The sequence below is a fragment of the Cryobacterium sp. 10C3 genome (assembly GCF_034314285.1).
Lineage (GTDB): Bacteria > Actinomycetota > Actinomycetes > Actinomycetales > Microbacteriaceae > Cryobacterium > Cryobacterium glucosi.
In genome coordinates, this window is record NZ_JAVIWF010000002.1 from 3,592,233 (window position 1) to 3,616,483 (window position 24,251).

Genomic DNA, 24,251 nt, shown 5'->3' on the forward strand with positions numbered 1-24,251 from the left:
GATGCGAATCGCAGCCCCCAAAACCAGTGACCTGTACATCCCGACCAAACGACCGTTCAACTTCGGCCGGTGGTTCTCCCGCACCGGCTGGCGGCACCTCGTTGGCGCCGTCATGGTCGTGTTCTCCGCATTCCCGCTGCTCTACGTGCTCTCCGCGTCGCTGCACCCGGGTGGCACCCTGATCACGGCGAACGGCCTCTTCAACGAGGTCGACCTCGGCAGCTACTCGACCCTGTTCAACCTGCCGCAGCAGCCATACGCCGCCTGGTACGGCAACACGCTCCTGATCGGAACGATCACCTCGGTGTGCACCGTCTTCCTCGGAGCGCTCGCCGCATATTCCTTCTCCCGCATGCGCTTCCGCGGGCGTCGGGCGGGGCTGCTCATGCTCGTCCTCGTGCAGATGTTCCCGCAGCTCCTCGCCGTCGTCGCGATCTTCCTGCTGCTCAGCGGCATCTCGGACATCTTCCCCGCGATCGGCCTCGACACCCAGATCGGGCTGATCATGGTCTACCTCGGCGGCGCCCTCGGCGTGAATACCTACCTGATGTACGGCTTCTTCAACACGATCCCCGCCTCGATCGACGAGGCGGCCAAGATCGACGGCGCCGGCCATGCCCGGATCTTCTTCACGATCATTCTGCGGCTCGTCGCCCCGATCCTCGCGGTCGTCGGCCTGCTCTCCTTCGTCGGCACGACGAATGAGTTCGTGATCGCGAGCATCGTGCTCATCACGCCGGAGAAGCAGACGCTCGCCGTCGGCCTCTACCAGTTCGTCTCCCAGGAGTTCTCGAGCAACTACTCGGTGTTCGCCGCCGGAGCCGTGCTCGCGGCGCTGCCGGTGATGGCCCTGTTCCTGTTCCTGCAGAAGTACATCGTCGGCGGGCTGACCGCCGGGTCCGTCAAGTAATCGGCACGATGCGCCCGCAGCCCTCTGCAGAGCCCCATCACGACGGGTCACCGCTCTACGTCTCCACCCAGACTCCCGCGCTCGGCGAGAGGGTGCGGGTGCGGGTGCGCGTTCCCCGGCAGTTCGGCTGTGTCAGTGCCGTCTACGCACGGTCCAACCCAGACAGGGAGCCTCGATTCAATGCGGCGCACCTGCTCGGCACGGTCGACGGCACGCAGTGGGTCGACGGCGCCCAGTGGTGGGAGGCCGAGGGGCTCGTGGAGAACCCGGTGCACGGTTACCGGTTCCTCCTCACGCGGGTCGACGGCAGCCATGCCTGGCTGAACGCGAGCGGCGTGCATTCCATCGAGACGCTCGACTCGGAGGACTTCAAGCTCGTCACGTTTGCTCCGCCGCCCGAGTGGGCGCGGTCGACCGTGATGTACCAGGTCTTCCCTGACCGGTTCGGCCGGTCCGCGAGGGCCGACGGGCGGGAGGCACCCGCGTGGGGCATCCCGGCGGGCTGGAGCGACGGCGTCGACAGGGAACAGCCCGGTCGTTCGCACCAGTTCTACGGCGGTGACCTCGACGGCGTGGTCGACCACCTCGACCACCTCGCCCGACTCGGCATCACCCTGATCTACCTGACCCCGGTGTTCCCCGGTGCCTCCAACCACCGCTACGACGCCTCGAGCTTCAGCGAGGTCGATCCCCTGCTCGGCGGCGACGATGCCCTGGTCCGGCTCGTCGGTGCCGCGCACGCGAGCGGCCTCCGGGTGATCGGCGACCTCACGTCCAACCACTCGGGCGATCGCCACGACTGGTTCCGGGCCGCGCACCGCGCCCCGGCGGCCCCTGAGGGTGCCTTCTACTATTGGCTCGACGAGGAGCACGACGGCTACGCCTCCTGGCTCGGTGCGCGCAGCCTGCCCAAGTTCAACTGGGCCTCGGCAGAGCTCCGGCGGCGTTTCATCGAGGGCCCCGACTCCGTCGTCGCGCACTGGCTCGAGCCGCCCTTCAGCCTCGACGGCTGGCGCATCGACGTCGCCAACATGACCGGGCGGATGCTCGGCGACGACCTCAACGCCGAGGTGCGCCAGACCATCCGCCGCACCATGATCGAGGTCAACCCCGACACGATCCTGCTCGGTGAAAGCACCAATGACGCCGCGAGCGACTTCCAGGGCGACGCCTGGCACGGCGCGATGACCTACGCGAACTTCACCCGGCCGGTCTGGGGCTGGCTCTCGAAGCCGAACAGTCCCTCCTCGTTCTTCGGCCTGCCCTATGGCACGATCCCGCAGTACACCGGGGTGCAGTTCGTCGAGGCGCATCGCCGCTTCACCGCGGGGTTCCCCTGGCGCACGCGGCTCGCCACGATGAACGCCCTCGACACGCACGACACGCCTCGCTTCCGCACTCACGCCCTGGACGGAGCCGTGCCGGTGGCGTTCGGGCTGTCGGTCACGTTGCCCGGTATCCCGGTCGTCTTCGCCGGGGATGAGTTCGGCCTCACCGGCGACGACGGCGAGCACTCGCGCACGCCGATGCCCTGGGCGAGCGCGGGGGAGCCGGCGGTCGCGGAGACGATCGACCTCTACGCCGCCCTGATCCACCTGCGTACCGGCCACCCGGCCCTCAACGGAGGCTCGATGCGCTGGCTGCACGTCGACGACGACGTGCTCGTCTTCGTGCGCGAAACGGGCGATGAGTCCGTGCTCGTGCTGGCGGCACGGGCGCCCGGTGCGGTGTCCCTGCCGGCCGGAACACTGGCGGGAGCGGATGCCGCGATGCGGCTTCTTGGCGACGCCGAGCTCGTGGGCGCGACCGACGGCATCCGCCTCACAGCGCCCGGCCCGTCGTTCACGGCCTGGGCGCTTCCCGGGGTGCTCGTGCCCGTTGGGTGAAACGGTCACGGGGAGGGCGGCGGAGATGATAATGTTTACCGGTTGCCGAAATTCAGGGCGCAACTTCTGAAGAGAAGTTCTGCCCCCTTAGCTCATTGGTAGAGCACTTCCTTGGTAAGGAAGAGGTAGTGGGTCCGATTCCCACAGGGGGCTCAGGCTTGGGCGGTCGTGAGGCCGGCAGGTCGTGGCGGGGTAGCTCAGTTGGTTAGAGCACCACGGCTCATAATCGTGGTGTCGCGGGTTCAATTCCCGCTCCCGCTACACATAGCCCCGGACTTCAGCGAAGTCCGGGGCTTCTTCGTGCCATCCAGAGGCTCAACCCCACACAACCCCGCACTTTGGATTGTGCTGTCGATCACCACGACTATCGGCGCCGCTTCCCTCGGGCCGCGAACTCATCGTCTAGTTCGATGTTCTGGCTTATTCCGCACGGCGCGCATCGTGATGTTGCCCCAGCATCCAGCCGGCACCGAAGGCGAGCACGACCAACCCGACGATGAACACCACCATCCCGATCTGATTCTGTGGCGAGAACAGCCCGCCCGGCGGGAGGAATGTCGAATCGCTGAGCGGCGCATACGCGTACCAGCCGAAGCTCGCTTGATTGCTCGGCAGAAGAAGAAGCACAAGTCCGATGACGGCCGCCACGGCGCCGAGGACGACCATCGATACGCTCACCCGACGCGAGCGGTTTGACTCGGAAACGTTGCCTTGCCCAGCCTCGATCTCGTCCATGTGGCCATGCTAGGGGACCGATCCCGGACGCGACGCCTCAACCGCGCCGCCGCGACTACCCCGCGAAGTCGCCGAGCGCGAGGCGCTTCACGACCTCGGTGAGCACTCGGGCGCCCGCGACGAGGTCGGTGTCGTGGGTGAATTCCTTCTCGTTGTGGGACACCCCGTCCACGCTCGGAACGAAGATGAGGATGACGGGGACCGTTTCCTTCAGATTCGTGGCGTCGTGCCCGGCGAGGGTGAGCACCCGCATGCTGTCGAGGCCGAGTTGCTCGGCGGCCGTCTCGGTGATGGCCAGCCCGGTCTCGAGAAAAGGTCCGCTCTCCCAGACGCTCGAGGCGAGGACCTCGATGCGCACGCCGGTTTCCGACTCGATGGCGCGCATCCGCTGTTGCAGAATTTCAAAGGCGCTGGCGAGGATGCTGGATTCCCGGGCGCGCAGGTCGGCGAGCAGCCGCACTTCGCGTGCAATGGTCACGGGGGAGTTGGGCCCGACCGTGAACTCGCCGACGGATGCGTGCAGCACCTCGTCGTCGAACTCGCGGACCAGCTCGTTGATCGCGACGACGAGCTTGGAGGCACCGAGAAGGGCATCGCGGCGGTCCCGCATCAGGGTCGAGCCGGTGTGGGACTGCTCACCGAGTACGACGATCTCGTATTTGTACGCGCACCAGGTGCTTGCGACGACTCCGATCGGTACCCCGGCGTCTTCGAGCGTGCGGCCCTGTTCCACGTGGATCTCGGCGTAGCCGGCCACATCGGGTCCGACGAAGCCGCCGCGGCCGCCGATCGCGTCGAGCGCCTCCCGCACGCTCGTGCCTCTCGGGTCGGTCGTCGCCAGGGCGACCTCGAGGTCGAGTCGGCCGGTGAAGACCGCGCTGCCCATCATGCTCGGCTTGAACCGTGAGCCCTCTTCGTTGAACCAGTCGACCACGGCGATGTTGTACCGGGGCGTGATTCCCGATGCCGCGAGATCGCGGTGTGCGCGGTGCGCGGCGTGCCCGGCGGCGAGCACGCCATATGCGCCGTCGTACCGCCCGGCGAGGGGCTGGCTGTCCAGGTGCGAGCCGAACAGCACGTACGGCGCGCCGGGCACCAGCTCGAGCAGGCCGAAGATGTTGCCGATCGTATCGACCTCCACCCGGAAGCCGCGGTCGGCCAGCCAGGCAGAGAACCAGGACCGCGTCTGGCCGTCGGCGGCGCTCGCCGCCTGACGGTCGACGCCGCCGCCGCTGGTCGCGCCGAATTCGGACATGGTGTGGAAATCGGCCAGGAGTGCTGCGGCATCCGCCTCGGTGTTCGCGTCGACAATCGTGTTCGTGGTCATCGTCTAGCTCCAGTCTCTTTGCAGTTCCATGGTCGAGCAGTGCACGCTGCCGCCGTTCTTGAGCATCTCGCGGTAGGCGACGGGCAGGACCTCGACGTCGTGCCGGTCGCTGAGGATCTCGGCCGTCCGCGGGAAGTGGTCGGGCATGATCACCTTGCGGCGATCGAGGGTGAGCATGTTGCACGCCCATTCCTCGCGGGGATCGACCTCGATGGTTTCGATGCCGAGGTCCCACAGCTGTGCCATGTAGTCGTAGGGCGCCAGCCGCGGGTTGACGAGGGCGAGGTCGTCGTCGAGCATGACGGCGCACATGTCCAGGTGGATGAGGTATCCGGGCAGCGTGACCCGCTTCAGGGTGATGCCGAATTCCTCGAGGATCCTCGCCAGCTGCCGGTACCCTTCCGGGTTGCAGCGCACCGAGGTGCCGAAGAACGCCGTGTCCGGCCGCACCTTCTGGAAACTGCCGCCTTCGGCGAGGCCGGAGCCGGTGACCGTGCCGAGGATGGGCATCCCCGCAGCGGCGACCGTTGCGGTGATCGACTGTTCCTCCCCCGGCGCATCCGCGGGGCGAGGCGCCCGATGATCGCTCCGCCTGGGATCGTGATCAACGGGTCGCGGGTGTACACAGACTTCGTGAACGTGGCGGGAAGCTCGGGGGCGAACACCACCTCGACGTCATTGCGGGTGAGGGTGCTCACGAAGTCGTCGTACTGCGCGTTGAGGAGGTCGAGGTCCGGGGTGTCGCGCCCGGTCCAGTACCAGCGCAGTTCCGGGTCGACGAGGGCGCCGAGTTCCTCGTTGTAGGTGTTCGCCCGCACATTCGCGAGGCCCTGGCTCGGCCGTCGCATCAGCACGGAGCGCAGCCGGCCGACCTCGTCTGCGGCACCCCAGCGCCGTCCCCAGGTCGCTTCGAGTTCCCCGGTGTCGCCGAACGCGGGGAGGGCCTCCGGTCCGAGGAGCCGGTGGAACTTTCCGTCGGATATCTCGAGGGTGGAATCGATCTCGTGCATGAATGCTTCTTTCGGTGACTGGGTGTGGACGCGTGTCGATATGGTCATGGGCGGATGTCGTGTCCGGCTCCTACGGGAACCTCACGACCTCGCGGAGAGGTGCTCGTGCACGGCCAGCCATGTGCCGCCCCGGTTTTCCAGAACGATCGACTCGCGCTCGGCCAGGGTCTCCACGGTGCCGTCGACGCTGACGGTGCTGGCGACGTCGTGGCTGAACACGGCGACCTCGCCGAAGACCTGGATCCGACGCTCGCTCGAGACGCAGGAGAGCACCCGGAAGTCGTTCTGCTGTTCCCACTCGTCCCACAGCTCTTCGTAGGCGGCCCGGGATTCGAGCCGCGCGGGCGCCGAATGGAAGAGGAACGTCGCCTCCGGGGCGAACCGGGAGAAGTACGCGTCCCGCCGATGGTTTCCGAAGTCGGAGATCAGCGCGTCTGCGGCGGCGAGGGCGTCGGCGGCCGGGGTGCCGAGGTCGGCCACGTCGTTGCTCATGAGGCGCGCCGTGCGGCGGCCCTGGCGTGCACGCGGGCCGCGCTCGAGGCGTGGTCGGTCACGACGTCCTGGAGCGGCGCATTCGAGGAGGGAACGAGCCGCGGGCCTTCCTCGCCGAACACGTACCGGGGTTCGGGGAAGATCCAGAGGGCGCCGAGGTAGAGCACGGCTCCCGCGACGACGGCCGTCACGAGGCTGAGGTCCATGCCGCCGCCCAGGGCGCTGAACGGGCCGACGATGACGGGCGGGTAGTTCGCGAAGAGGAGTCCGATCACGGCGGCGCCGATCCAGGCGACCATGCCGCGCCAGTTGACGCCGGAGTTGAACCAGTAGATGCCACCGGTCTCGCCCTTGTTGAAGACCTGCAGGTTGCGGGCATCGAAGTGTCCGCGACGCGCGATGAAGCCGATCGCCATGATGACCATCCAGGGTGTCGTGGTCACGATGATGGCCCCGATGAACGCGTTGACGGCACCGAGCAGGTCGAAGAACAGACGCCCGGTGAGGATGAACAGGAACGCGATGACACCGATTCCGATGGTGGCCTGCACCCGGCTGAAGCGAGGCACGACCGAGGAGAAGTCGAGGCCGGTGCCGTAGAGCGAGGTGGTGCCCGTCGACAGTCCGCCGATGAAGGCGACCACCATCAGGAGCACTGCGTACCAGATCGGGGAGGCCTGGATGAGGGCGAAGACGTAGTCGGCCTGGCCCGCGACGATCGTGGCGGTGGCGACGCCGAACAGGAACGGGATGAGGGTGAGGGCCTGGCCGAGGAAGGTGGCGAGGAGGAGCTTGCTCGTCGGCGTCGATTTCGGGTATGTAACGCGACCAGTCGCCGAGGAACGCGCCGAAGGAGATCGGGTTCGCCATCACGATGAGTCGCCGAGGCGACGAAGGTGGGCCAGAAGCCGCCGAGGGCGAGGGCATCGGGCCCGGGGTTGTATCCGGCGTCGAAGGTGCCGGAGAACGCGACGAACGCAAGCAGGATCAGGGCGGTGTTTGCGATCACGGCGGTCTTGTTGACGAGGAGCATGAACTGGAAGCCGAACACGACGACGACGATGACGATCACGCCGATGACGCCGTAGACGAGGGTGCGGAGTCCGACGGAGTCCTCGATGCCGGCCAGGCGGTTGAGCGCGCCGACGAGGGCATCACCGCTCACCCAGACCGAGATCGAGTAGAAGGCGATCGCGGTGAGGAGGGACAGGAAGGAGCCGACGACGCGGCCGCGAACGCCGAAGAACGCGCCGGACGAGACGGCATTGTTCGTGCCGGTGCGCGGGCCGAAAAGGCCCATCGGCATGAGGAAGACGGTGCCGACGAGCACCCCGGCGACGGTGGCGAGCACGGCCTGCCAGAACGAGAGGCCGAGCACGATCGGGAAGGTGCCGAGCAGAACGGTCGCGAAGGTGTTGGCGCCACCGAACTGGATGCGGAGGAGGTCGACCCACGTCGATGTGCGGTCAGGGTGTGGAATGGTGTCGATCCCGTGGGTTTCGACCTCGGTGATCTTGGGGCGGGCATTGAGCACGGCGGTGCCGGAATCGCCGGCGCCAGTGTTGCTGCTGGTCATGGTGAACGCCTTGTCTTTCGTAGCGGGTGGGGTCTCCGACTGCGCAGAAGAAGTTGAGATGACATTACGTTCACTGGGAGAAAATTGATAGATATGCAAGAATTATTTACCATGACGAAACAATCGATTGTCGATCTCTCCGTCCCCGTCGGTGCGGGCACGCAGGTCTACCCGGGGGATCCGGTGCTCGAATTCTCCGTGCACAGCACCATCGAGCGAGACGGCTTCAATCTGCTCAACGTGTCCATGGGGTCCCAGACCGGCACCCACGTGGACGCCCCCTTCCACTTCAGCGAGACCGGCCTGAAGATCGACGAGATCCCGCTCGAGCGCTTCGTCGGACGCGGCGTCATCGTCGACGCCCGGGCCGCAGGGCCCCGCGGCCGCATCGGCTGGGAGTTCATCGAGCCGGTCGCCGACCAGGTGCGACCGGGCTCGATCATCCTCCTGCAAACCGGCTGGAGCGAGCACTACGGCACCGACCGGTATTTCGAGAACCCTTTTCTCGATGCGGATGCCTGCCGTCGCCTGATCGGGCTCGGCGTGCGAACGTTCGCGATCGACGCGATCAACATCGATGAAACCCCCGATGAGACCCATCCGGGTGAGGGATTCCCTGTGCATCACCTCATCGCAGACGTCGACGGCGTGATCGGGGAGAATCTGACGAATATCGCGGCAATCGACTTCCCTGCGCCGGTGATCTCGCTTCTTCCGATAGCTTTTGAAGCGGCAGATGGTGCTCCGGTGCGAGCGGTAGCGATTCGGCTCGAACCGTAGGGACGTTGAAATGGCACGTCAGATTCCGATTGGAGCGCGGCTCCGCGCAGCCCGGCAGGCCAAGAACCTGACCCTGGAGGCGGTCTCCACCGCGGCGGGAGTCACCTCGGGGTTTCTGAGCCGCATGGAACGCGACCAGGTGTCGCCCTCGGTTTCCTCCCTCGTCGCGATCTGCGATGTCGTCGGTCTCCGGGTGGGAGAACTCTTCGAGGCGCCGGCCACCCAGATCGTCCGTGCCGGTGAGGGGGCGCCGATCAACTTCGGGGGCCAGGGCGCCGAGGAGTTCCTGCTGACGCCGGGGGTGCAGACCCATATGCAGGTGATCCACTCCCGCATCCAGCCGGGGGTTCGGCGGGCCCGGACCTCTACGAACTGGAAAGCGAGGCGGAGTTCGTGCTCGTCCTGGCCGGTTCTCTCGAGCTGGTCATCGGCGAAGACGTCTTTCTCCTGGCCACGGGTGACGCGATGACATTCCGCGGCAGGGATCCGCATCGCTGGCGAAACCCCTCGCCGGCGGACGCCTGCGAAGTCATCTGGATGCTCGCCCCGGCGCCGTAGACGCACATCGCCGGCTCGCGTCCGCAGGCTTGCCCCGGCACCGCGCCTCAGCCGGGCAGGGGTTGCCTCAGCGCGCCGAGCCGGCTGCCGTGGCCGCAGGCACCTCGACGAGCCGGCCGGTCGTCACGTCGTAGATGTAGCCGTAGACCGGGATTCCCGCGGGAACGAGCGGATGCGCCTTGATGCGTCCGACGTCCTCCAGAACGCTCGACGCCTGGTCGGAGATCGTCAGCCAGTCGACGTACTTCGCCTCCGCCGAACCCGGGCCGGTGCCGACGTCGTAGAAGCCGGCCTCGCCGAGGGCGGCCGTCTCCAGGCTGTTGGCGAGCAGTCCACGGATGACTTCGTCGGTGAAGAATTCCATCCCGCAGTTGGTGTGGTGGATGACGAACCATTCCTTGGTGCCCAGGAGCTTGTAGGAGATGACGAGCGAGCGGATGGCGTCGTCGGAGGCACGCCCGCCGGCGTTGCGGATCACGTGCGCGTCGCCTTCGCTCAGACCCGCGTACTTGGCCGGATCGAGGCGCGCGTCCATGCAGGTGAGGATCGCGAAGCCCCTGGCCGGCGGCAGGGCGAGCTCTGACTTGTCGCCGAATGCTTCGGCGTATGCGCTGTTTGCGGACAGGACTTCTTCGAGAACGGTCATGGATGCGTCCTTCACGATGGGGGTAAGCCGCCTCGGCTGGCGGACTTTGTGAAAGCGTAGTCAGCGATGCCGGAGCGGAAAGCCTTTGTTGCGCATTGTTCCGGGGAAGTCGTCCACTTCGTTGTCGGGCGGTAGCTGACGTGCATATCGCAAGAACTCGCGCCTTGATCCTGGTCGCAGCTCACATATAAGTTCTCCGGCCATTTCAGCTGACCGGGAAGCTCGGAAGGCGTCGTCGGTTTGATTCCCGCTCCCGCCACACTGACCCGGACTCCGTCGGAAGTCCGAGTCATTCTTTGCCTGAGAGGGGGTCAGTAGGACCCGGCAGCTCCGGTCGGGATGGCGCCGGCGAGCAGCGCCGCGCTGCCGGAGACGCCGAGGCGGCTCGCGCCCGCTTCGATCATGGCGAGGGCGTCGTCGAAGCTGCGGACTCCGCCCGACGCCTTCACCTGGGCCCGGTCGCCCACTGTCTGCTTCATCAGGCGCACCGCATGCACAGTGGCCCCGCCGGCGGGGTGGAAGCCGGTGGAGGTCTTGACGAAGTCGGCGCCCGCGGCCACGGACGCTTCGCACACGGCGACGATCTCGGCGTCGGTCAGGGCCGCGGATTCGATGATGACCTTGAGCACCTTCGGTGCTGGGACACTGGCACGCACGGCGGCGATATCGGCCTGCACGTCGGCGAAACGGCCGGCCTTGGCCGCGCCGATGTCGATGACCATATCGATCTCGTCGGCGCCTTGCGCGATGGAGAGGGCGGCCTCGGCGGCCTTGATGGTGCTGTGGTGCTTGCCACTGGGGAAACCACAGACGACCGCGACCTTGAGGTCGGCCCCTTCCGGGATGGTGAGCGGCAGCATGGAGGGAGAGACACAGACAGAGTAGGTGCCGAGTTCTATGGCCTCGGCAACGAGGGCGGTGACGTCGGCGGTGGTGGCCTCCGGCTTGAGCAGGGTGTGGTCAATACAGCGGGCGATGCTGATGGTGTCGACGAGGGAGGTTGTCATGGGTGGGTCCTTAGCTGGTGACGAGTTCGGGGGAGATGTGCAGCGCGGTCGATGCGCTGAATTCCTCGATCGAGGCGACGCGACCGTCCAGGTCCAGTCGGCGAAACCAGGCATCACCCCGACCGGCTTCGATGGCGATGTGGGAGGTTCGGGAGATTCGGGAGCGGAGCGCTGTGCGCAGCACCGACCCTCTGAGCCTGTGATCTGCCCAGACATTCACTCTACGCTGGACGGCATGCGTTCAACCGGAGCCGTCGATACCGAGGTGGTTCTCCTCCGGCGCGGACGACGACTCGAATATGTCACCCTGGGCTGGAACGTCGTTGGGGTCGCCATCCTGGCCGTACTCGGCGTGACCGCATCGTCTGTCGCCCTGGTCGGATTCGGACTCGACAGCCTCATCGAGATCGGTGCCAGTACGGTCGTGCTCTGGGAACTGTCCGGCACGGGGAGACTCGTCAGCAGCGTGCGCTGCGGATGATCGGTGTCGCGTTCGTCGCGCTCGCCGCATACCTCTCCGTGCAATCGACCGTGGCCCTGGCGTCGAACCACCATGCGTCGCCGAGCGTCGCCGGAATCGTCTGGACGGGCATAACGGCCGCTGTCATGTTCGCACTGGCGTTCGGGAAGGCCCGGACCGGCCGCGCCCTCGGAAATCCCGTGCTCGTCACGGAAGGCCGAGTCACTCTGATCGACGGTGTGCTGGCCGTCGCCGTACTCGCGGGGTTGGTCCTCGACCTCGTCCTCGGCTGGTGGTGGGCCGATCCCCTCGCCGGCTATGTGATCGTCTACTACGCGGTCCGTGAAGCCATCCACATATTCCGGCCATGATCCCGTTCTTGTCGGTCGCCTGGTCACTCCCCGCATCGGCTGCTGTGGCTTTTGGGCCGTAGCGATAGCTGCGGCGGCCGGACAATGTAGCAGTCCGGTGAGGGGGACCCGCCGGTTCTAGAACGGTGTCGGGTCGTCGGGGTCGTCGGGTGTGGGGTCGAGGTTCCAGACGTCAACGATCGGGGCTGGCGGTTTCGGTGCGGGTTTCGGTTTCCGGGGTGGTCTCATGTCGGCGGAGGGTTCGACGATGTAGCTGTACCCGGCCGGGGAGGTCCATTCGATGCGGCCGTCGCCGAGGTGCCTCGGCGACCACCGGGTGTAGCTCTTCACCGCGTGGTGATACGGGCAGAGGTGGGCGAGGTTCATCGCGTCGGTCTCCCCGCCGTGCTGCCACTCCACACTGTGGTCGAGGTCTGATCGTTTGGCGGAGCGCCGGCAGCCCGGGAAGGTGCAGGTTTCATCCCGCACCTCCAGCCATTTCTTGAGCGCGGCGGGTGGTTTGTAGGTGTCGCGTCCCATGGAGAGCACGACGCCGGTTTCCGGGTGGGTGAGGAGCCGGGTGAAGCTCGGCGCCCCGGCCGCGAGACGCCTCGCGGTGTCGGGTTCGATGGGTCCGTACCCGGACAGATACCCGGGTTCCTCGCTCTTCCCGAGCAGGGTCAGCACGGGGACGGTCACGTTGACCTGCGCGGCCACCCCGGCACCGAGTCCGTCCGGGGTGACCCCGCCGATCAGGACGTCGGTGAGCACATCGGCCGCGATCTGGGTCAAGGTGCGGACCTCGTCCGGGCCCTGCAGGGTCAGGGCGAGGTCGAGGGTGCGGTGGTAGGCGGCCTGCACCTTCTCGGCATCCCCGGTCAGGTACAGCGACGCCATGCCGTCGTTGAGGGCCTGGAACACCACGTGCCGGTCCTCGACGCTTTTCTGGTGCCTCGCGGTGATGGTTTCCGGGTGGGTGCGTTCCCGCACCCTTCGGGCCCGGTCGGCGAGCTTCGCCACGGTCAGCACTTCCGCGTCGGGCACGAGGACCTCCTCGAACACGGCCCGGGCCCGGGCGGCCGCTTCCGGGTCATCATCGACCCGGATGCCCCAGGCCTGCTCCATGATCACCTGGGCGTGCCGGTAGCTGATCGCCCCGGAGGCCAGGGCCTCCCGGGTCACGGGGAGGTCTTCGGCGAGGGTGCGGCTGGCTTCGATCAGGGTCTCCGCCGTCCGGCGCGGGAGCCGCAGCAGAGCGCTGACCTCGCACGTGAACTCCTCTTTCGTGGCTTCTTCCGGAGACCACGGCGGGCGCAGGCCGCCCGCCCGCACTGCGGCGTCCGCCCGGGCCCGGCCGACATCGGCGAGCACCCGTTGGGCGGTGTAGACCGCGGCGGCCCGGCGAGCGGTGGCCTGATTGATTTCCCGGTCCGCGTCCCGGATCGCGTCATAGAAATCGGCGAGGGCGGCTCCACAAGGCTCAGATGCCGGGGGTTCAGGTACGAGTCGGGAGGGGTCCCGGGCGGGGGTTCCGCCGTGCTTTCCGAACGAATGGTTGAGGGTTCTTCAGCTGTCATACCGGTCACTCTACGGAGGACCACCGACATTCCACCGGCATCCGCACGCCCGCAAATCACCTGTGGATAACCCGGTCAGAAGCACTTTGTTGAGGAGTGGCCGTCTCGGAAACCGGTAGTCTCGCCGACGTCGCGAGTGTGGTCGCCCATGCGTCTGAGAGACTGTGCGGATGAATACTTCATCACCGGAGAACGGCTCGAGGGCGGGTGCCCTCGCCAACCGGGGAGTCCAGGCGGCGCTGGTGTCCGCGGTGCTGTTCGGTGCCGGGACACCGCTCGCCAAGATCCTCCTCGGCGAGGTCAGTCCGTGGATGCTGGCCGGCCTGCTGTACTGCGGCTCCGGGATCGGCCTCGGCCTGATCCGGGTCGTTCGCCGGTCGCCCCGGGTGCGGCTCAGCCGCGCCGAGTGGGTGCCGCTGACGGGTGCGATCCTGTTCGGCGGGATCTTCGGCCCTGTGCTCCTGATGCTCGGCCTCTCGAACATGCCGGCCTCGGGCGCATCGCTGCTGCTGAACGCCGAAGGCGTCTTCACCGCACTCCTGGCCTGGTTCGTCTTCAAAGAGAATTTCGACCGGCGCATCGCCCTCGGAATGCTCGCGATCGTTGCCGGGGCCGTCATCCTGAGCGCTCCCGGCGGGGCGAACTTCGGAAGCGCCTGGCCGTCCCTCGCCATCCTCGGCGCGTGCCTCTGCTGGGGCCTCGACAACAACCTCACCCGAAAGATCGCACTGACGGATGCGACGTGGCTCGCCGCCGTCAAGGGTTCCGTCGCCGGCCCGGTCAACCTGGCGCTCGCCTTCCTCCTCGGTGCGCACCTCCCGGCAGCTGGAAACATCGCTGCGGCCCTCGTCGTGGGGTTCTTCGCCTACGGCATCAGCCTGGTTCTCTTCATCGTCGCAATGCGCCATGTGGGTACGGCGCGGGCCGGGGCGTACTTCTCGATCGCGCCATTCTTCGGCGCGGTGCTGGCCATCATTCTCGGTGACGCCGTGACGTGGCCTCTCGTCATCGCCGGCTTCCTGATGGCTGTCGGGATCTGGCTTCACCTCACCGAGCGCCACGAGCACGAGCACACGCACGAACCGATCACGCACGACCACTGGCACACTCACGATGAGCATCACCAGCACGACCATGCCGAGCCGGTCTCGCCGGGAACCTGGCACAAGCACGAACACACGCACCAAGCCATCACCCACACGCACGAGCACTACCCGGACATGCACCACCGGCACGAGCACTGAGCCTGACAGATTCCGATTCGGCCGTTTCTGCGGTCCCCCTCGCCGCGCTGAGCGTACCGTGAGGAGGGAGGGACCGTCGCGGCTTCGCCGAAGAAGCTGCACCCTTGACAACGATGTTGGCGGATCCACTCAACCAAGGAGGATACCGCTACGTCAATCCTGACTGTCCCAACGATTAAGACTGCACCACCAGCATCCGCTGCACCCGCCTCTCCGGCGCCGCCCCGCGCATCCGTTCGATATCGCCGCCTGTTCGAACCGACGAACCTCGGGTCGATGGAGCTCAAGAACCGATTCGCGATGGCGCCGATGGGGCCCCTCGGTTTCTCCGATGCGGAGGGCGGCTGGAATTCGCGCGGCATCGAGTACTACGTCGCGCGAGCCCGCGGCGGCGTCGGGCTCATCATCACGGGAATCACGCCCGTCACCAACCCGGCGGAGAAGTTTCCGAACGGCAGCGTGCCGATGCCGATGCGGAATCCCGGTGCGTTCCTCCGCACCAGCCGTGAACTCGTCGAGCGGGTGCACGCCTACGACGCCAAAATCATGCTGCAACTCGGCGCCGGCTTCGGTCGGGTCATCATGACCGCCTTCCTCCAGGGCGGCGCGCAGCCGGTCGCGCCGTCGCCGATCAAGCATCGGTGGTCAGAGGCCATCTGCCGCGAGATGACGGTCGAGGAGATCCACGCGACGGTGCGGAGCATGGGCGATTCCGCGATTCCGCGGTGCTCGCCCAGCGCGCCGGGTTCGACGGCGTGCAGATCCATGCCGTGCACGAGGGGTACCTCCTCGACCAGTTCGCGACCTCCTTCTATAACCAGCGCACGGATGCGTACGGCGGAAGCCTCGACAACCGGTTGCGCTTCGCCCGCGAGATCGTCGACGAAATCAAGGAACGCTGCGGCGCCGACTACCCGGTCACGCTGCGATTCAGCCCCAAGTCGTTCGTGAAGGACTGGCGAGAGGGCGGCCTTCCCGGGGAGGACTTCGTCGAGAAGGGTCGCGACCTCCCGGAAGGTCTCGAGGCCGCGCGCCTCTTCGAGGAGTACGGATATGACGCCCTCGACATCGACGTGGGCACCTACGACTCCTGGTTCTGGAACCACCCGCCGATGTACCAGAAGAAGGGCCTCTACGTGCCCTTCGCCAAGGCGGTCAGCGATGCGGTCGGCATCACGGTCATCTGCGCCGGCCGGATGGACGACCCGGACGTCGCGCTCGCCGCGGTCGAGGACGGCGCGACGGACCTCGTCTCGCTCGGCCGCCCACTTCTGGCCGACGCCGACTACGTCAACAAGCTGCACAGCGGGCACCAGAACCTGATCCGCCCGTGCCTCTCCTGCCAGGAGGGGTGCATGGGCCGGATCGAAGCGTTCGCCGCCATCAACTGCGCGGTCAACCCCCAGTGCGGACGCGAAGCCGAATGGCGCCTGTACCCGGCGCTCCGGGCCAAGAACGTGATGATCGTCGGCGGCGGGGTCGCCGGCTGCGAGGCGGCCAGGGTGCTCGCGTTGCGCGGGCACGTGCCCGTCATCTATGAGGCCTCCGCTGCCCTCGGCGGAAACCTGATTCCGGGAGGTGTCCCCGATTTCAAGGAGGACGACCTCGCGCTGATCCGCTGGTACGAGGCCACGCTCGCCGAGCTCGGAGTCGAGGTGCACCTGAATGCGCCGGTCGACGAGACGATGATCGAGGCATCCGCCGCGGACGAGATCATCGTCGCCACCGGTTCGGTGCCACGGCTCTTCGCGCTGCCGGGCGGCGTGCCGGTGTTCTCGGCCGCCGACGTGCTCGAGGGCGTCTCGGACCCGGGCGCGACAACCGTGATCGTCGGAGGCGGCCTCGTCGGGTGCGAGCTCGCCCTGCACCTCGCCGACCACGGGGTGAACGTCACGATCGTCGAGCAGGCCGAGGACATCCTCGACGTGTCCGGGCCGCTGTGCGAGGCGAACCACATGATGCTGCACGAACTCATTCCGTTCAAGGGCATCGCGACGGTGACGTCGGCCACGGTGCTGCGTGCGACACCGCAGGGCGTCGTCGTGGTCGTCGGCGGCATCGAGCGGGAGATCGCGAGCGAATCGGTGATCCTCTCGGTCGGCTACGCCTCGAACAACACGCTGTACCGGAGCATTCTCGATTCCGGCAAGGAGATCCACCTCCTCGGCGATGCCCGCAGGGTGTCGAACATCATGTACGGGATCTGGGACGCCTTCGAAGTCGCCTCCGGCCTGTAGGCGGCGACCTTCGCGCACCGAGCGCGGGTGTTGCGCCGTTCCGCTGGTGGTGCGCCACCCGCGTTGCGGCGGAGCACCCGCGCTCGGTGCGTCCGGCACGCCCGCGGCACTGTCCTAGCCATTCCTGTGGAACACTAGTATGGTAGTAGTCAAAGCAACCAGGGACCATCCGTCTCGGGACGAGCTCCATCCCCAGGAAGGTGGCGACAATGACCGTCGCACACGCACCAGCACAACCCAAAGCACACGCCGGCACGTACAAGCTCGTCCCGGAGAATAAGGGCAAGACGCTCGAGCAGATCCAGGTCGAACTGACAACGGCGGGAGCCAAGAACTGATGCTGATGCTCACGACCGAAACCATGCAGAACCTCGCCGCGTTCGAATCGGCCGGTATCACCGTGCCGCACTTCGACCGCGCCGCGGTCACGCGAGCCACCACGGCGAACCCGGCCTGGATCCACTTCGGCGGCGGGAACCTGTTCCGCTGCCTGCACGCCTCGCTGCAGCAGCGACTGCTCAACGCCGGTGAGAGCGAGACCGGAATCGTCGTCGTCGACACCTACGACGACGAACTGATCGAGACGATCTACCAGGGTCGCGACAACCTCTCTTGACCGTCGTGATGAAGGCGAACGGGGACATCGAAAAGGAACTGATCGCGAGCATCACCGAGAGCCAGTACCTCGCGGAGTCGAACCCGGCCGGCACCGCGCGGGTCAGGGCGATCTTCGCGAACCCGAGCCTGCAGCTCGCCACGGTCACGATCACCGAGAAGGGCTACAACCTGAAGGGCCCGGACGGCGAACTTTCCGGGCTCGTGCTGGGGGACATCGAGGCGGGCCCGGACCACGCGCGGCACACCATGGCGCACCTGGCCTCGCTTCTCCTCGAGCGCTACCGGGCCGGCGCGACCCCGATCGCGATGGTCAGCACCGACAACTTCTCGCACAACGGCGAGAAGCTCCGCGACGCGATCCTCGTGGTCGCCCGGGCCTGGAAGGACAGGGGCTTCGTCGACGACGGGTACCTCGGCTACCTCACCGACCCGGCGAAGGTCGCATTCCCCTGGAGCATGATCGACCGGATCACGCCGGGCCCGTCGGCCTCCGTCGCCGGCGAGCTGCAGGCAGCGGGATTCGGCGACACCGAGATCCTGGTCACGCAGAAGCACACGACGACGGCGCCCTTCGTGAACACCGAGGAAGTCAACTACCTCGTCGTTGAGGACACCTTCCCGAACGGCCGTCCGCCGCTCGAGAAGGCCGGCGTGTACTTCACCGACCGCGACACCGTCAACAAGGTCGAACGCATGAAGGTGTGCACCTGCCTCAACCCGCTGCACACGGCCATGGCGATCTACGGATGCCTGCTGGGCTTCACGTCGATCGCCGACGAGACCGCAGACGCCGACATTTCGGCCCTGATCACGGGGATCGGCTACCGGGAGGGGCTCCCCGTCGTGACGAACCCCGGCATCATCGACCCGAAGAGCTTCCTCGACCAGGTCGTGGGGGAACGGCTGCCGAACAAGCGCATCCCGGACACCCCGCAGAGGATCGCCTCCGACACCTCGCAGAAGGTCGGCATCCGCTTCGGCGAGACGATCAAGCTCTACCGGAACGCTGGCGCCCCCGACGATCTGACGTTCATTCCGCTCGCCATCGCCGGCTGGTGCCGCTACCTGCTCGCACTCGACGACGGGGGAGAGCCGTTCGAGCTGAGCCCGGACCCGATGAACGAGCACCTGCGCCGGTACGTGAGTGACATCAGGCTCGGGGACCCGGCAAGCGTCGGCCGGCGGCTGCATCCGATCCTCTCCAACCGGGACATCTTCGGGCTCAACCTGTACGACACCGGACTCGGTGCGCGGATCGAGGGGTACGTCGAAGAACTCGTCGCGGGCCCCGGGGCGGTTCGCAGCACGCTGCACAAGTACGCGAGCACCACAAGCAACAGCACCACAAGCAACACAGAGGAGACAGCATCATGCAAATGACATTCCGGTGGTTCGGACCCGACGACGACAAGATCACGCTCGGGCAGGTCCGGCAGATTCCGGGCGTCGAAGGTGTCGTCGGCGCCCTCTACGACGTCCCGGTCGGCGAGGTCTGGCCCAAAGCCAAGATCGCCCAGCTGAAAGCACAGATCGAGGAAGCCGGGATGAGCCTCGAGGTGATCGAGAGCGTCAACATCCACGACGACATCAAGATCGGGCTCCCGAGCCGCGACGCGTACATCGAGAACTACAAGGAGACCATCAGGAACCTCTCCGAGTTCGGTATCAAGGTTATCTGCTACAACTTCATGCCGGTCTTCGACTGGGTGCGCACCGAGCTGGCCAGGACGCTTCCCGACGGTTCGACGACGATGGCCTATGACCAGTCCATCGTCGACACCATGGACCCCGAGGGCATGGCTGCATCGGTCGAGGGCGACTCGAACGGATACGTCATGCCGGGCTGGGAGCCCGAGCGCATGAAGGGCCTCAAGGCCCTGTTCGCCCAGTACGCGGATGTCGACGAGAAGAAGCTCTCCGACAACCTGCGGTACTTCCTCGAGGCGATCATCCCGACCTGCGAGAAGTACGACATCAAGATGGCCATCCACCCGGACGACCCGCCCCGGCCGATCTTCGGCCTCCCCAGGATCGTGAAGAACTTCGACGACCTCAAGGCCATCGTCGAAATGGTCGACAGCCCGCACAACGCGCTGACCCTCTGCACCGGCAGCCTCGGTGAGAATCCGGAAAACGACGTTCCCGCGCTCATCCGCTATTTCGCCGGTCGCGACCGGGTGCCGTTCGCCCACGTGCGCAACATCAAGCACCTCGGCAACGACAACTTCGAGGAGGCCGCGCACCTTTCGGAGATGGGTTCGCTCGACATCTACGAGATCATGAAGGCCTTCCACGACGTCGGCTTCGACGGGTACATCCGTCCGGACCACGGCCGGATGATCTGGGGCGAGACCGGGCGCCCGGGCTATGGCCTGTACGACCGTGCGCTCGGAATCGCGTACCTCAACGGGCTGTGGGAAGCCATCGACAAGGCCTCCAGGGCCTGAGCCGCCCGGTTGGTGGGCCCGGACTTCCGGGCCCACCTGACTGCGCCGTACCATGCAAGAACACCAGCGCCTCATACTAGAAAGATGACGATGGATTCGGGAGCGTTTCGGGCCAGGCCCGCGACCACACGGCGCAACGCCCGCACGCACGCCCTCGAGATCATCCGCCAGAAGATCATCACGCTCGACCTGGCCCCCGGCACCCGGCTGTCCGAGAACGAGCTCGCCGGCCAGCTCGGGCTGTCCCGCACCCCGATCCGCGAGAGCCTCATCCTCCTCGCCGAGGAGCAGCTCGTCTTCGTGGTCCCTCAGGTCGGAACGCTCGTCGCGCCGATCCTGCTCTCCGAGATCGAGACGGCCCAGTTCGTGCGGGAATCCCTCGAGCTCGCTGCCCTGAACGAGTCGGTCGCCCGCGCGACGCCCGACGACATCGCCGAACTGAACGCGATCATCGACGCTCAGCGGATCGCGGACAGCCGCAAGACCCAGTCCGGCTTCTTCACCCTCGACGAGGACTTCCACGCGACCCTGATGGGCATCAGCGGCCACGGCTCCGCCTGGCGGACCGTCGCCCAGGCCAAGGCGCACCTCGACAGGGCGCGGCACCTGTCGTTGTCCTTCACCGGGATGAGCGTGTTGATCGACCAGCATGAGGTCATCACCGACTCGCTCGCGGCGGGCGATGGGGATGCGGCCGCGAGCGCCATGCGGGAGCACCTGCGCCGTGTCTTCAACGACATTGCCGCAGTGCGGCAGACCAACCCGGAGCTGTTCACCCTCGACCCGTCCCAGTAGGTGCGCGGGACGCCGGCCAGGTGGCACGCCGGGTCGCCAGGGGCATCCGCTGCCCGGTCGCATAGACTCGCGTCTATGCGAACAGACCTTGCCGGCCCCGATCCGGACGCGCTGCGGCCGCTCGACCGCGCGGCCGCCGAGGACATCGCCCGGGGCCTGCGCGCGATGGCCGACCCGACCCGGGTGCAGTTGCTCGGCATGATCGTCGGCCGGCCGGACGGCCGCGCACTCGTCGGCGAACTCGCCACGGCACTCGGACTGAGCCAGCCGACCGTCAGCCATCACATGCGCATCATGACCGAGGAAGGCCTGCTCGCCCGGGATCAGGTCGGGCGTCAGGTCTGGTATTCGGTCGTGCCCGAGCGGGTCGGCGACGTTCTCGAGACGACCAGGAGCGACACCGACCCGATCGCGGCCGTCGTGGCCGCGCCCGTGCTGGCGCGCATCACGGACGACCTCGCGACCCGGTTCCGGGGCACGTTCTCGCACGAAACCGTCGGCCGATACGTGCGGGAGAGCTACGAACTCCTCGCCCGGCAGGCGAAGATCACCCGCTATCTTCCCTCGTTCACGGCGCGCTTCGCCGGCGACCGACTGCAGTCGCTGGCCGCGGTGGATGGCCGGAATGCGACGAACGGTCTCTTCGCGACGGACGCGTCCGACGCGTCGGGCGCGTCGGGCATTCCGGGTTCTCCAGGCTCTCCGGACGTTCCCGACGTTCCGGACGTTCCGGACGTGCTGTTCGTCTGCGTTCAGAACGCAGGACGATCCCAGCTCGCCTCGGCCATTCTGCGGTCGCTCGCGGGGGATCGCGTGCGGGTCCTGACGGCAGGGTCGGCTCCGGCCGGCCGGGTCAATCCGATGGTCGTCGCCGCGCTCGACGAGATCGGCGTTCCCCTCGCGGGCGAGTACCCCAAGCCGTTGACGGACGAGGTCGTCCGGGCGGCGGACTACGTGATCACGATGGGCTGCGGCGACGCGTGCCCGGTCTATCCCGGCCGCACGTACCTCGACTGGGACCTCGCCGACCCCGTCGGACTCCCGATGGAGGGCGTCCGGGCGATTCGCGACGAGATCGAGGCGCGGGTCAAGGCCCTCCTCGCCGACCTCGACCGGATGCGGCTGCCCACGACCTGAGTGTGCCCTCCGAGACGTACCTTTTCCGGTCGAGAGCCACCGGCAGAACGGGAACACTCGACCGGAACGGTGCATCTCGACCGTCCATCTCACGGTGGCAGGCAGCGGCAGGGCGCATGGAACAATGACGTATGACCGTGCGGGCTTCGAGGTGGCTGATCGTACTTGCGGCCGTGTGCTTCGGGACGACGGGCACCGCTCAGGCCCTCGGCGCCCTCGGCGGTGCCCAGGCGAGTGCGACGTCTCTCGGCGCGGCGCGCATCGTGTTCGGCGGCGCGCTCTTGACGATCCTCGCGTTCGCGGTGGCGCTCGCTGAGCGCCGGAGGCGGTCGGCCGGGGCCGACCGCGACGGCGACAGCGACCGCGAGCCGGGGCGCGTCCGCGGCCGGCTGCGCGGCTCGAGCGTGGCGCTCGTGCTCCTCGGGGCTGCGGGCGTTGCCGCGTACCAGCCGGCTTTCTTCACCGGGACCGCGCAGAACGGGGTCGCGGTCGGCACCCTCGTCGCGCTCGGATCCGCTCCCGTGCTGACGGGACTGCTCGAGTGGGGCTGGTTCCGCCGGCCCCCGGGCATCCGCTGGGCGTGTGCGACGTTCGTTGCGGCGACGGGGGTGGCAGCGCTCTCCGGGCTCTACAGCGGGGGAGGCGGCCCCGTGACGGCGCTCGGGATCGCGGGCTCACTCGGTGCGGCCGCGTCCTACGCCGTGTACACGCTGAGCACCAAGCTGCTCCTCGATCGCGGCTGGTCGCCCACCACAGCCATGGGCGCCACCTTCGGTACGGCCGCCGTGCTGATGCTGCCCGTGCTTCTCGCAAGCAATCCGGCCTGGCTCGCCCAACCGGCCGGGCTGGCGACGGCCGCGTGGCTCGCGGTCGTGACGACGGCCCTCGCATACACCCTGTTCGCCCGCGGATTGCGGGGCCTGCCGGCCTCGCAGGTATCGACACTCACGCTTGTCGAACCCGTGACGGCGACCGCACTCGGAATCTTTCTGCTGCACGAGGACTTCACTCCCGCGACCATCTGCGGCATCCTGCTGCTTGTGACGGGACTCGCGATCCTTACGGTGCCCCGGCGGATGCCGGTGCGGGCCGGGTGAGGTCCCTGCCGTACTCGAGCCGCAGTTCCAGTTCGTTCATGACCAGGGCGGCGAGGTCGCCCAGGGTCTCGATCTCGGCATCCGTCACGGTTCTCGGCTCGAAGTCGAGCACGCACAGCGTGCCGAGGTTGAATCCGTCCCGGGTGCGCAGCGGAACGCCCGCGTAGAACTGCAGGCCGAAACCACCGGAGACCAGGGGATTCGCGAGGGCGCGGACATCCGTGCGCGCATCCTCGATCACCCAGGGCCTGTCCTGCATGATCGCCGAGGCGCACAGGCCAGGGTCTCGGGAGATCTGTTCGAGGTCGAGCCCGGCATGGGACTTGAACCAGATCCGGTCCTGGTCGACGATGCTCATGATGGAGATCGGCACCGAGAAGATCCTGGCGGCGAGTGCCGTGATCCGGTCGAAGGTTCCGTCCGGAGGCGTGTCGAGGATCTGCAGGCGCGCGACCGCAGCCATCCGCCCTGCTTCGTCCGTCACGAGGGGACTGGTTTCCTCGCCCCGGTGCCTGCCCGTCTCCGTGATCACGGCCTGGCGGAGCGCGAGCACCACCTCGCCGATGTCCGGCCGGTCGGCCGGGTCCCTGGCGAGCATGGTGGACAGCAGGTCGCGCCAGGCCGGCGATATCGACGCCGGGATCACCGGATCGCGCAGGAGTCGGGCGACGGCCGCCGGAACCGGCTGGCCGGGAAAGGCGAGTTCCCGGGTGAAACACTCGAGGAGCACCAGTCCGAGAGCGTAGATGTCACTCGGCGGTCCCACTTCCTCGCCTCTGGCCTGCTCCGGGCTGAGGTACGCCGCCGTTCCCGACGTCATGCCGCCGTTGGTCAGGCGCTCACTCGCCGGGGACAGCGCGATGCCGAAGTCGGTGAGCTTGGCGCGCGCCCGGAACCGGCTGCTGTACTGGGCGAGGAGGATGTTCGCCGGCTTGATGTCCCGATGCACGATGCCTCGCCCGTGGATGTACTCGAGGCCCTCGGCCAGGTCATAGCCGACCTGGGAGATGTTCCGCACCGACAGCGGACCTTCGAGGAGTCGCTCCCGGAGGTCGACGCCGTCGATGAGCTCCATCACCAGGAAGATCTGGCGTCGGTCGGGCGTGGCCCGGTGCACACCGACGTCGAAGAGCGTCACGAGGCTATGGTGACTGAGGCTTGCAAGCACGTTGATCTCGGCCTGCTGGCGCTGGATGTCGTCCTGTTCGATGGCGACGGTCGTGAATACCTTGATCGCGACATCCCGGCCGAGCCTGTTGTCGGCGGCCCGGTAGACGGACGCCATGCCGCCGCGTCCGATCAGCTCCTTGAGCTGGTAACGGCGGCCAAGAAGCCCTGTGGGTTTCGCGGTCATCTGACCCT

28 protein-coding genes, 2 tRNA genes and 1 pseudogene are annotated in these 24,251 nt (G+C 67.2%); 19 read left to right on the forward strand and 12 right to left on the reverse strand.

What is annotated here, in order from left to right:
- The first annotated feature begins 1 nt into the window (after position 1).
- The 4 genes from RGU41_RS18040 (at position 2) to RGU41_RS18055 (ending at position 3,057) form a co-directional block, all read left to right on the forward strand.
- Positions 2-910, forward strand: a complete 909-nt coding sequence (locus tag RGU41_RS18040; RefSeq protein ID WP_322136994.1) for a sugar ABC transporter permease — start codon at positions 2-4, stop codon at positions 908-910.
- 8 nt (positions 911-918) lie between these two features.
- Positions 919-2,796, forward strand: a complete 1,878-nt coding sequence (locus RGU41_RS18045; RefSeq protein WP_322136995.1) for a glycoside hydrolase family 13 protein — start codon at positions 919-921, stop codon at positions 2,794-2,796.
- Between the two features lie 81 nt (positions 2,797-2,877).
- Positions 2,878-2,949, forward strand: a tRNA-Thr gene (locus RGU41_RS18050).
- A 33-nt stretch (positions 2,950-2,982) separates the two neighbouring features.
- A tRNA-Met gene (locus RGU41_RS18055) sits at positions 2,983-3,057 on the forward strand.
- 159 nt (positions 3,058-3,216) lie between these two features.
- Here the strand turns inward: RGU41_RS18055 and RGU41_RS18060 are convergent.
- The 7 genes from RGU41_RS18060 to RGU41_RS18090 all read right to left on the reverse strand — a co-directional run bounded on the left by RGU41_RS18060 (position 3,217) and on the right by RGU41_RS18090 (position 7,936).
- Entirely contained in the window at positions 3,217-3,531 is a 315-nt protein-coding gene (locus tag RGU41_RS18060; RefSeq protein ID WP_322136996.1) for a hypothetical protein, read from the reverse strand.
- A 55-nt stretch (positions 3,532-3,586) separates the two neighbouring features.
- Positions 3,587-4,858: a M20 family metallo-hydrolase gene (locus tag RGU41_RS18065; protein WP_134558667.1), complete on the reverse strand. Its 1,272-nt coding sequence runs from the start codon at positions 4,856-4,858 to the stop codon at positions 3,587-3,589.
- Between the two features lie 3 nt (positions 4,859-4,861).
- The gene (locus tag RGU41_RS18070; protein ID WP_322136997.1) at positions 4,862-5,308 is read right to left on the reverse strand and encodes a hypothetical protein; all 447 of its coding nucleotides are present in this window, start codon (positions 5,306-5,308) and stop codon (positions 4,862-4,864) included.
- The gene (locus RGU41_RS18075; RefSeq protein ID WP_322136998.1) at positions 5,209-5,868 is read right to left on the reverse strand and encodes a hypothetical protein; all 660 of its coding nucleotides are present in this window, start codon (positions 5,866-5,868) and stop codon (positions 5,209-5,211) included. The genes RGU41_RS18070 and RGU41_RS18075 overlap by 100 nt, the downstream gene beginning before the upstream one ends.
- A gap of 81 nt (positions 5,869-5,949) precedes the next feature.
- The gene (locus RGU41_RS18080; RefSeq protein WP_322136999.1) at positions 5,950-6,360 is read right to left on the reverse strand and encodes a nuclear transport factor 2 family protein; all 411 of its coding nucleotides are present in this window, start codon (positions 6,358-6,360) and stop codon (positions 5,950-5,952) included.
- On the reverse strand, positions 6,357-7,112 hold the full coding sequence (locus tag RGU41_RS18085) for a cytosine permease (RefSeq protein WP_322137393.1): 756 nt from the start codon (positions 7,110-7,112) through the stop codon (positions 6,357-6,359). Before RGU41_RS18085 ends, RGU41_RS18080 begins: the two co-directional genes overlap by 4 nt.
- The gene (locus RGU41_RS18090) at positions 7,007-7,936 is read right to left on the reverse strand and encodes a cytosine permease (RefSeq protein ID WP_322137000.1); all 930 of its coding nucleotides are present in this window, start codon (positions 7,934-7,936) and stop codon (positions 7,007-7,009) included. The genes RGU41_RS18085 and RGU41_RS18090 overlap by 106 nt, the downstream gene beginning before the upstream one ends.
- Before the next feature lie 111 nt (positions 7,937-8,047).
- On the opposite strand from RGU41_RS18090, the gene RGU41_RS18095 reads away from it, so the two are divergent.
- From RGU41_RS18095 to RGU41_RS21095, 3 genes are read left to right on the forward strand one after another with little or no spacing between them, the layout of a single operon-like run.
- Positions 8,048-8,716 carry a cyclase family protein gene (locus RGU41_RS18095; RefSeq protein ID WP_322137001.1) on the forward strand — a complete coding sequence of 223 codons (669 nt, stop codon included), beginning with the start codon at positions 8,048-8,050 and terminating at the stop codon, positions 8,714-8,716.
- Positions 8,717-8,726: 10 nt separating this feature from the next.
- Positions 8,727-9,185, forward strand: a complete 459-nt coding sequence (locus RGU41_RS18100) for a helix-turn-helix transcriptional regulator (protein WP_322137002.1) — start codon at positions 8,727-8,729, stop codon at positions 9,183-9,185.
- Positions 9,110-9,274 carry a cupin domain-containing protein gene (locus tag RGU41_RS21095; RefSeq protein WP_416173170.1) on the forward strand — a complete coding sequence of 55 codons (165 nt, stop codon included), beginning with the start codon at positions 9,110-9,112 and terminating at the stop codon, positions 9,272-9,274. Before RGU41_RS18100 ends, RGU41_RS21095 begins: the two co-directional genes overlap by 76 nt.
- Before the next feature lie 67 nt (positions 9,275-9,341).
- Here RGU41_RS21095 and RGU41_RS18105 read toward each other — a convergent pair whose 3' ends face one another.
- The 3 genes from RGU41_RS18105 to RGU41_RS18115 all read right to left on the reverse strand — a co-directional run bounded on the left by RGU41_RS18105 (position 9,342) and on the right by RGU41_RS18115 (position 11,111).
- A complete protein-coding gene (locus RGU41_RS18105) occupies positions 9,342-9,920 on the reverse strand; it encodes a carbonic anhydrase (protein WP_322137003.1) in 579 nt (192 codons plus the stop codon).
- A gap of 311 nt (positions 9,921-10,231) precedes the next feature.
- Positions 10,232-10,927: a deoxyribose-phosphate aldolase gene (gene deoC, locus RGU41_RS18110; protein ID WP_322137004.1), complete on the reverse strand. Its 696-nt coding sequence runs from the start codon at positions 10,925-10,927 to the stop codon at positions 10,232-10,234.
- Between the two features lie 10 nt (positions 10,928-10,937).
- Entirely contained in the window at positions 10,938-11,111 is a 174-nt protein-coding gene (locus RGU41_RS18115; RefSeq protein WP_322137005.1) for a hypothetical protein, read from the reverse strand.
- A gap of 51 nt (positions 11,112-11,162) precedes the next feature.
- Between RGU41_RS18115 and RGU41_RS18120 the strand changes: the two genes are divergently transcribed.
- Both RGU41_RS18120 and RGU41_RS18125 read left to right on the forward strand, forming a co-directional pair.
- Positions 11,163-11,408, forward strand: a complete 246-nt coding sequence (locus RGU41_RS18120) for a hypothetical protein (RefSeq protein ID WP_322137006.1) — start codon at positions 11,163-11,165, stop codon at positions 11,406-11,408.
- Entirely contained in the window at positions 11,405-11,758 is a 354-nt protein-coding gene (locus tag RGU41_RS18125) for a cation transporter (protein WP_322137007.1), read from the forward strand. The genes RGU41_RS18120 and RGU41_RS18125 overlap by 4 nt, the downstream gene beginning before the upstream one ends.
- Before the next feature lie 117 nt (positions 11,759-11,875).
- Here RGU41_RS18125 and RGU41_RS18130 read toward each other — a convergent pair whose 3' ends face one another.
- Positions 11,876-13,108 carry an HNH endonuclease signature motif containing protein gene (locus tag RGU41_RS18130; RefSeq protein ID WP_322137008.1) on the reverse strand — a complete coding sequence of 411 codons (1,233 nt, stop codon included), beginning with the start codon at positions 13,106-13,108 and terminating at the stop codon, positions 11,876-11,878.
- A 376-nt stretch (positions 13,109-13,484) separates the two neighbouring features.
- Between RGU41_RS18130 and RGU41_RS18135 the strand changes: the two genes are divergently transcribed.
- From RGU41_RS18135 to RGU41_RS18175, 10 genes and pseudogenes are all read left to right on the forward strand, one after another.
- Positions 13,485-14,558: a DMT family transporter gene (locus RGU41_RS18135; RefSeq protein WP_322137009.1), complete on the forward strand. Its 1,074-nt coding sequence runs from the start codon at positions 13,485-13,487 to the stop codon at positions 14,556-14,558.
- Between the two features lie 309 nt (positions 14,559-14,867).
- Positions 14,868-15,197, forward strand: a pseudogene (locus RGU41_RS21100) (2-enoate reductase); the annotation flags it as partial.
- An 86-nt stretch (positions 15,198-15,283) separates the two neighbouring features.
- Complete coding sequence (locus RGU41_RS18140) at positions 15,284-16,795, forward strand: FAD-dependent oxidoreductase (RefSeq protein WP_416172961.1); 1,512 nt, start codon at positions 15,284-15,286, stop codon at positions 16,793-16,795.
- 209 nt (positions 16,796-17,004) lie between these two features.
- A complete protein-coding gene (locus tag RGU41_RS18145; protein WP_255454104.1) occupies positions 17,005-17,133 on the forward strand; it encodes a hypothetical protein in 129 nt (42 codons plus the stop codon).
- A gap of 5 nt (positions 17,134-17,138) precedes the next feature.
- Positions 17,139-17,411, forward strand: a complete 273-nt coding sequence (locus RGU41_RS18150; protein WP_322137011.1) for a hypothetical protein — start codon at positions 17,139-17,141, stop codon at positions 17,409-17,411.
- A gap of 8 nt (positions 17,412-17,419) precedes the next feature.
- On the forward strand, positions 17,420-18,793 hold the full coding sequence (locus RGU41_RS18155; protein WP_322137012.1) for a mannitol dehydrogenase family protein: 1,374 nt from the start codon (positions 17,420-17,422) through the stop codon (positions 18,791-18,793).
- Positions 18,784-19,860: a mannonate dehydratase gene (uxuA, locus tag RGU41_RS18160; RefSeq protein WP_134446652.1), complete on the forward strand. Its 1,077-nt coding sequence runs from the start codon at positions 18,784-18,786 to the stop codon at positions 19,858-19,860. Before RGU41_RS18155 ends, uxuA begins: the two co-directional genes overlap by 10 nt.
- A gap of 84 nt (positions 19,861-19,944) precedes the next feature.
- Positions 19,945-20,655: a GntR family transcriptional regulator gene (locus RGU41_RS18165; RefSeq protein WP_322137013.1), complete on the forward strand. Its 711-nt coding sequence runs from the start codon at positions 19,945-19,947 to the stop codon at positions 20,653-20,655.
- 75 nt (positions 20,656-20,730) lie between these two features.
- Positions 20,731-21,792, forward strand: coding sequence for a metalloregulator ArsR/SmtB family transcription factor (locus RGU41_RS18170; protein WP_322137014.1), 1,062 nt, complete (start codon positions 20,731-20,733; stop codon positions 21,790-21,792).
- Between the two features lie 131 nt (positions 21,793-21,923).
- A complete protein-coding gene (locus RGU41_RS18175; RefSeq protein ID WP_322137015.1) occupies positions 21,924-22,889 on the forward strand; it encodes a DMT family transporter in 966 nt (321 codons plus the stop codon).
- On the opposite strand, the gene RGU41_RS18180 is transcribed toward RGU41_RS18175, so the two are convergent.
- On the reverse strand, positions 22,852-24,243 hold the full coding sequence (locus RGU41_RS18180; protein ID WP_322137016.1) for a protein kinase domain-containing protein: 1,392 nt from the start codon (positions 24,241-24,243) through the stop codon (positions 22,852-22,854). The genes RGU41_RS18175 and RGU41_RS18180 overlap by 38 nt on opposite strands.
- Between the last annotated feature and the right edge of the window lie 8 nt (positions 24,244-24,251).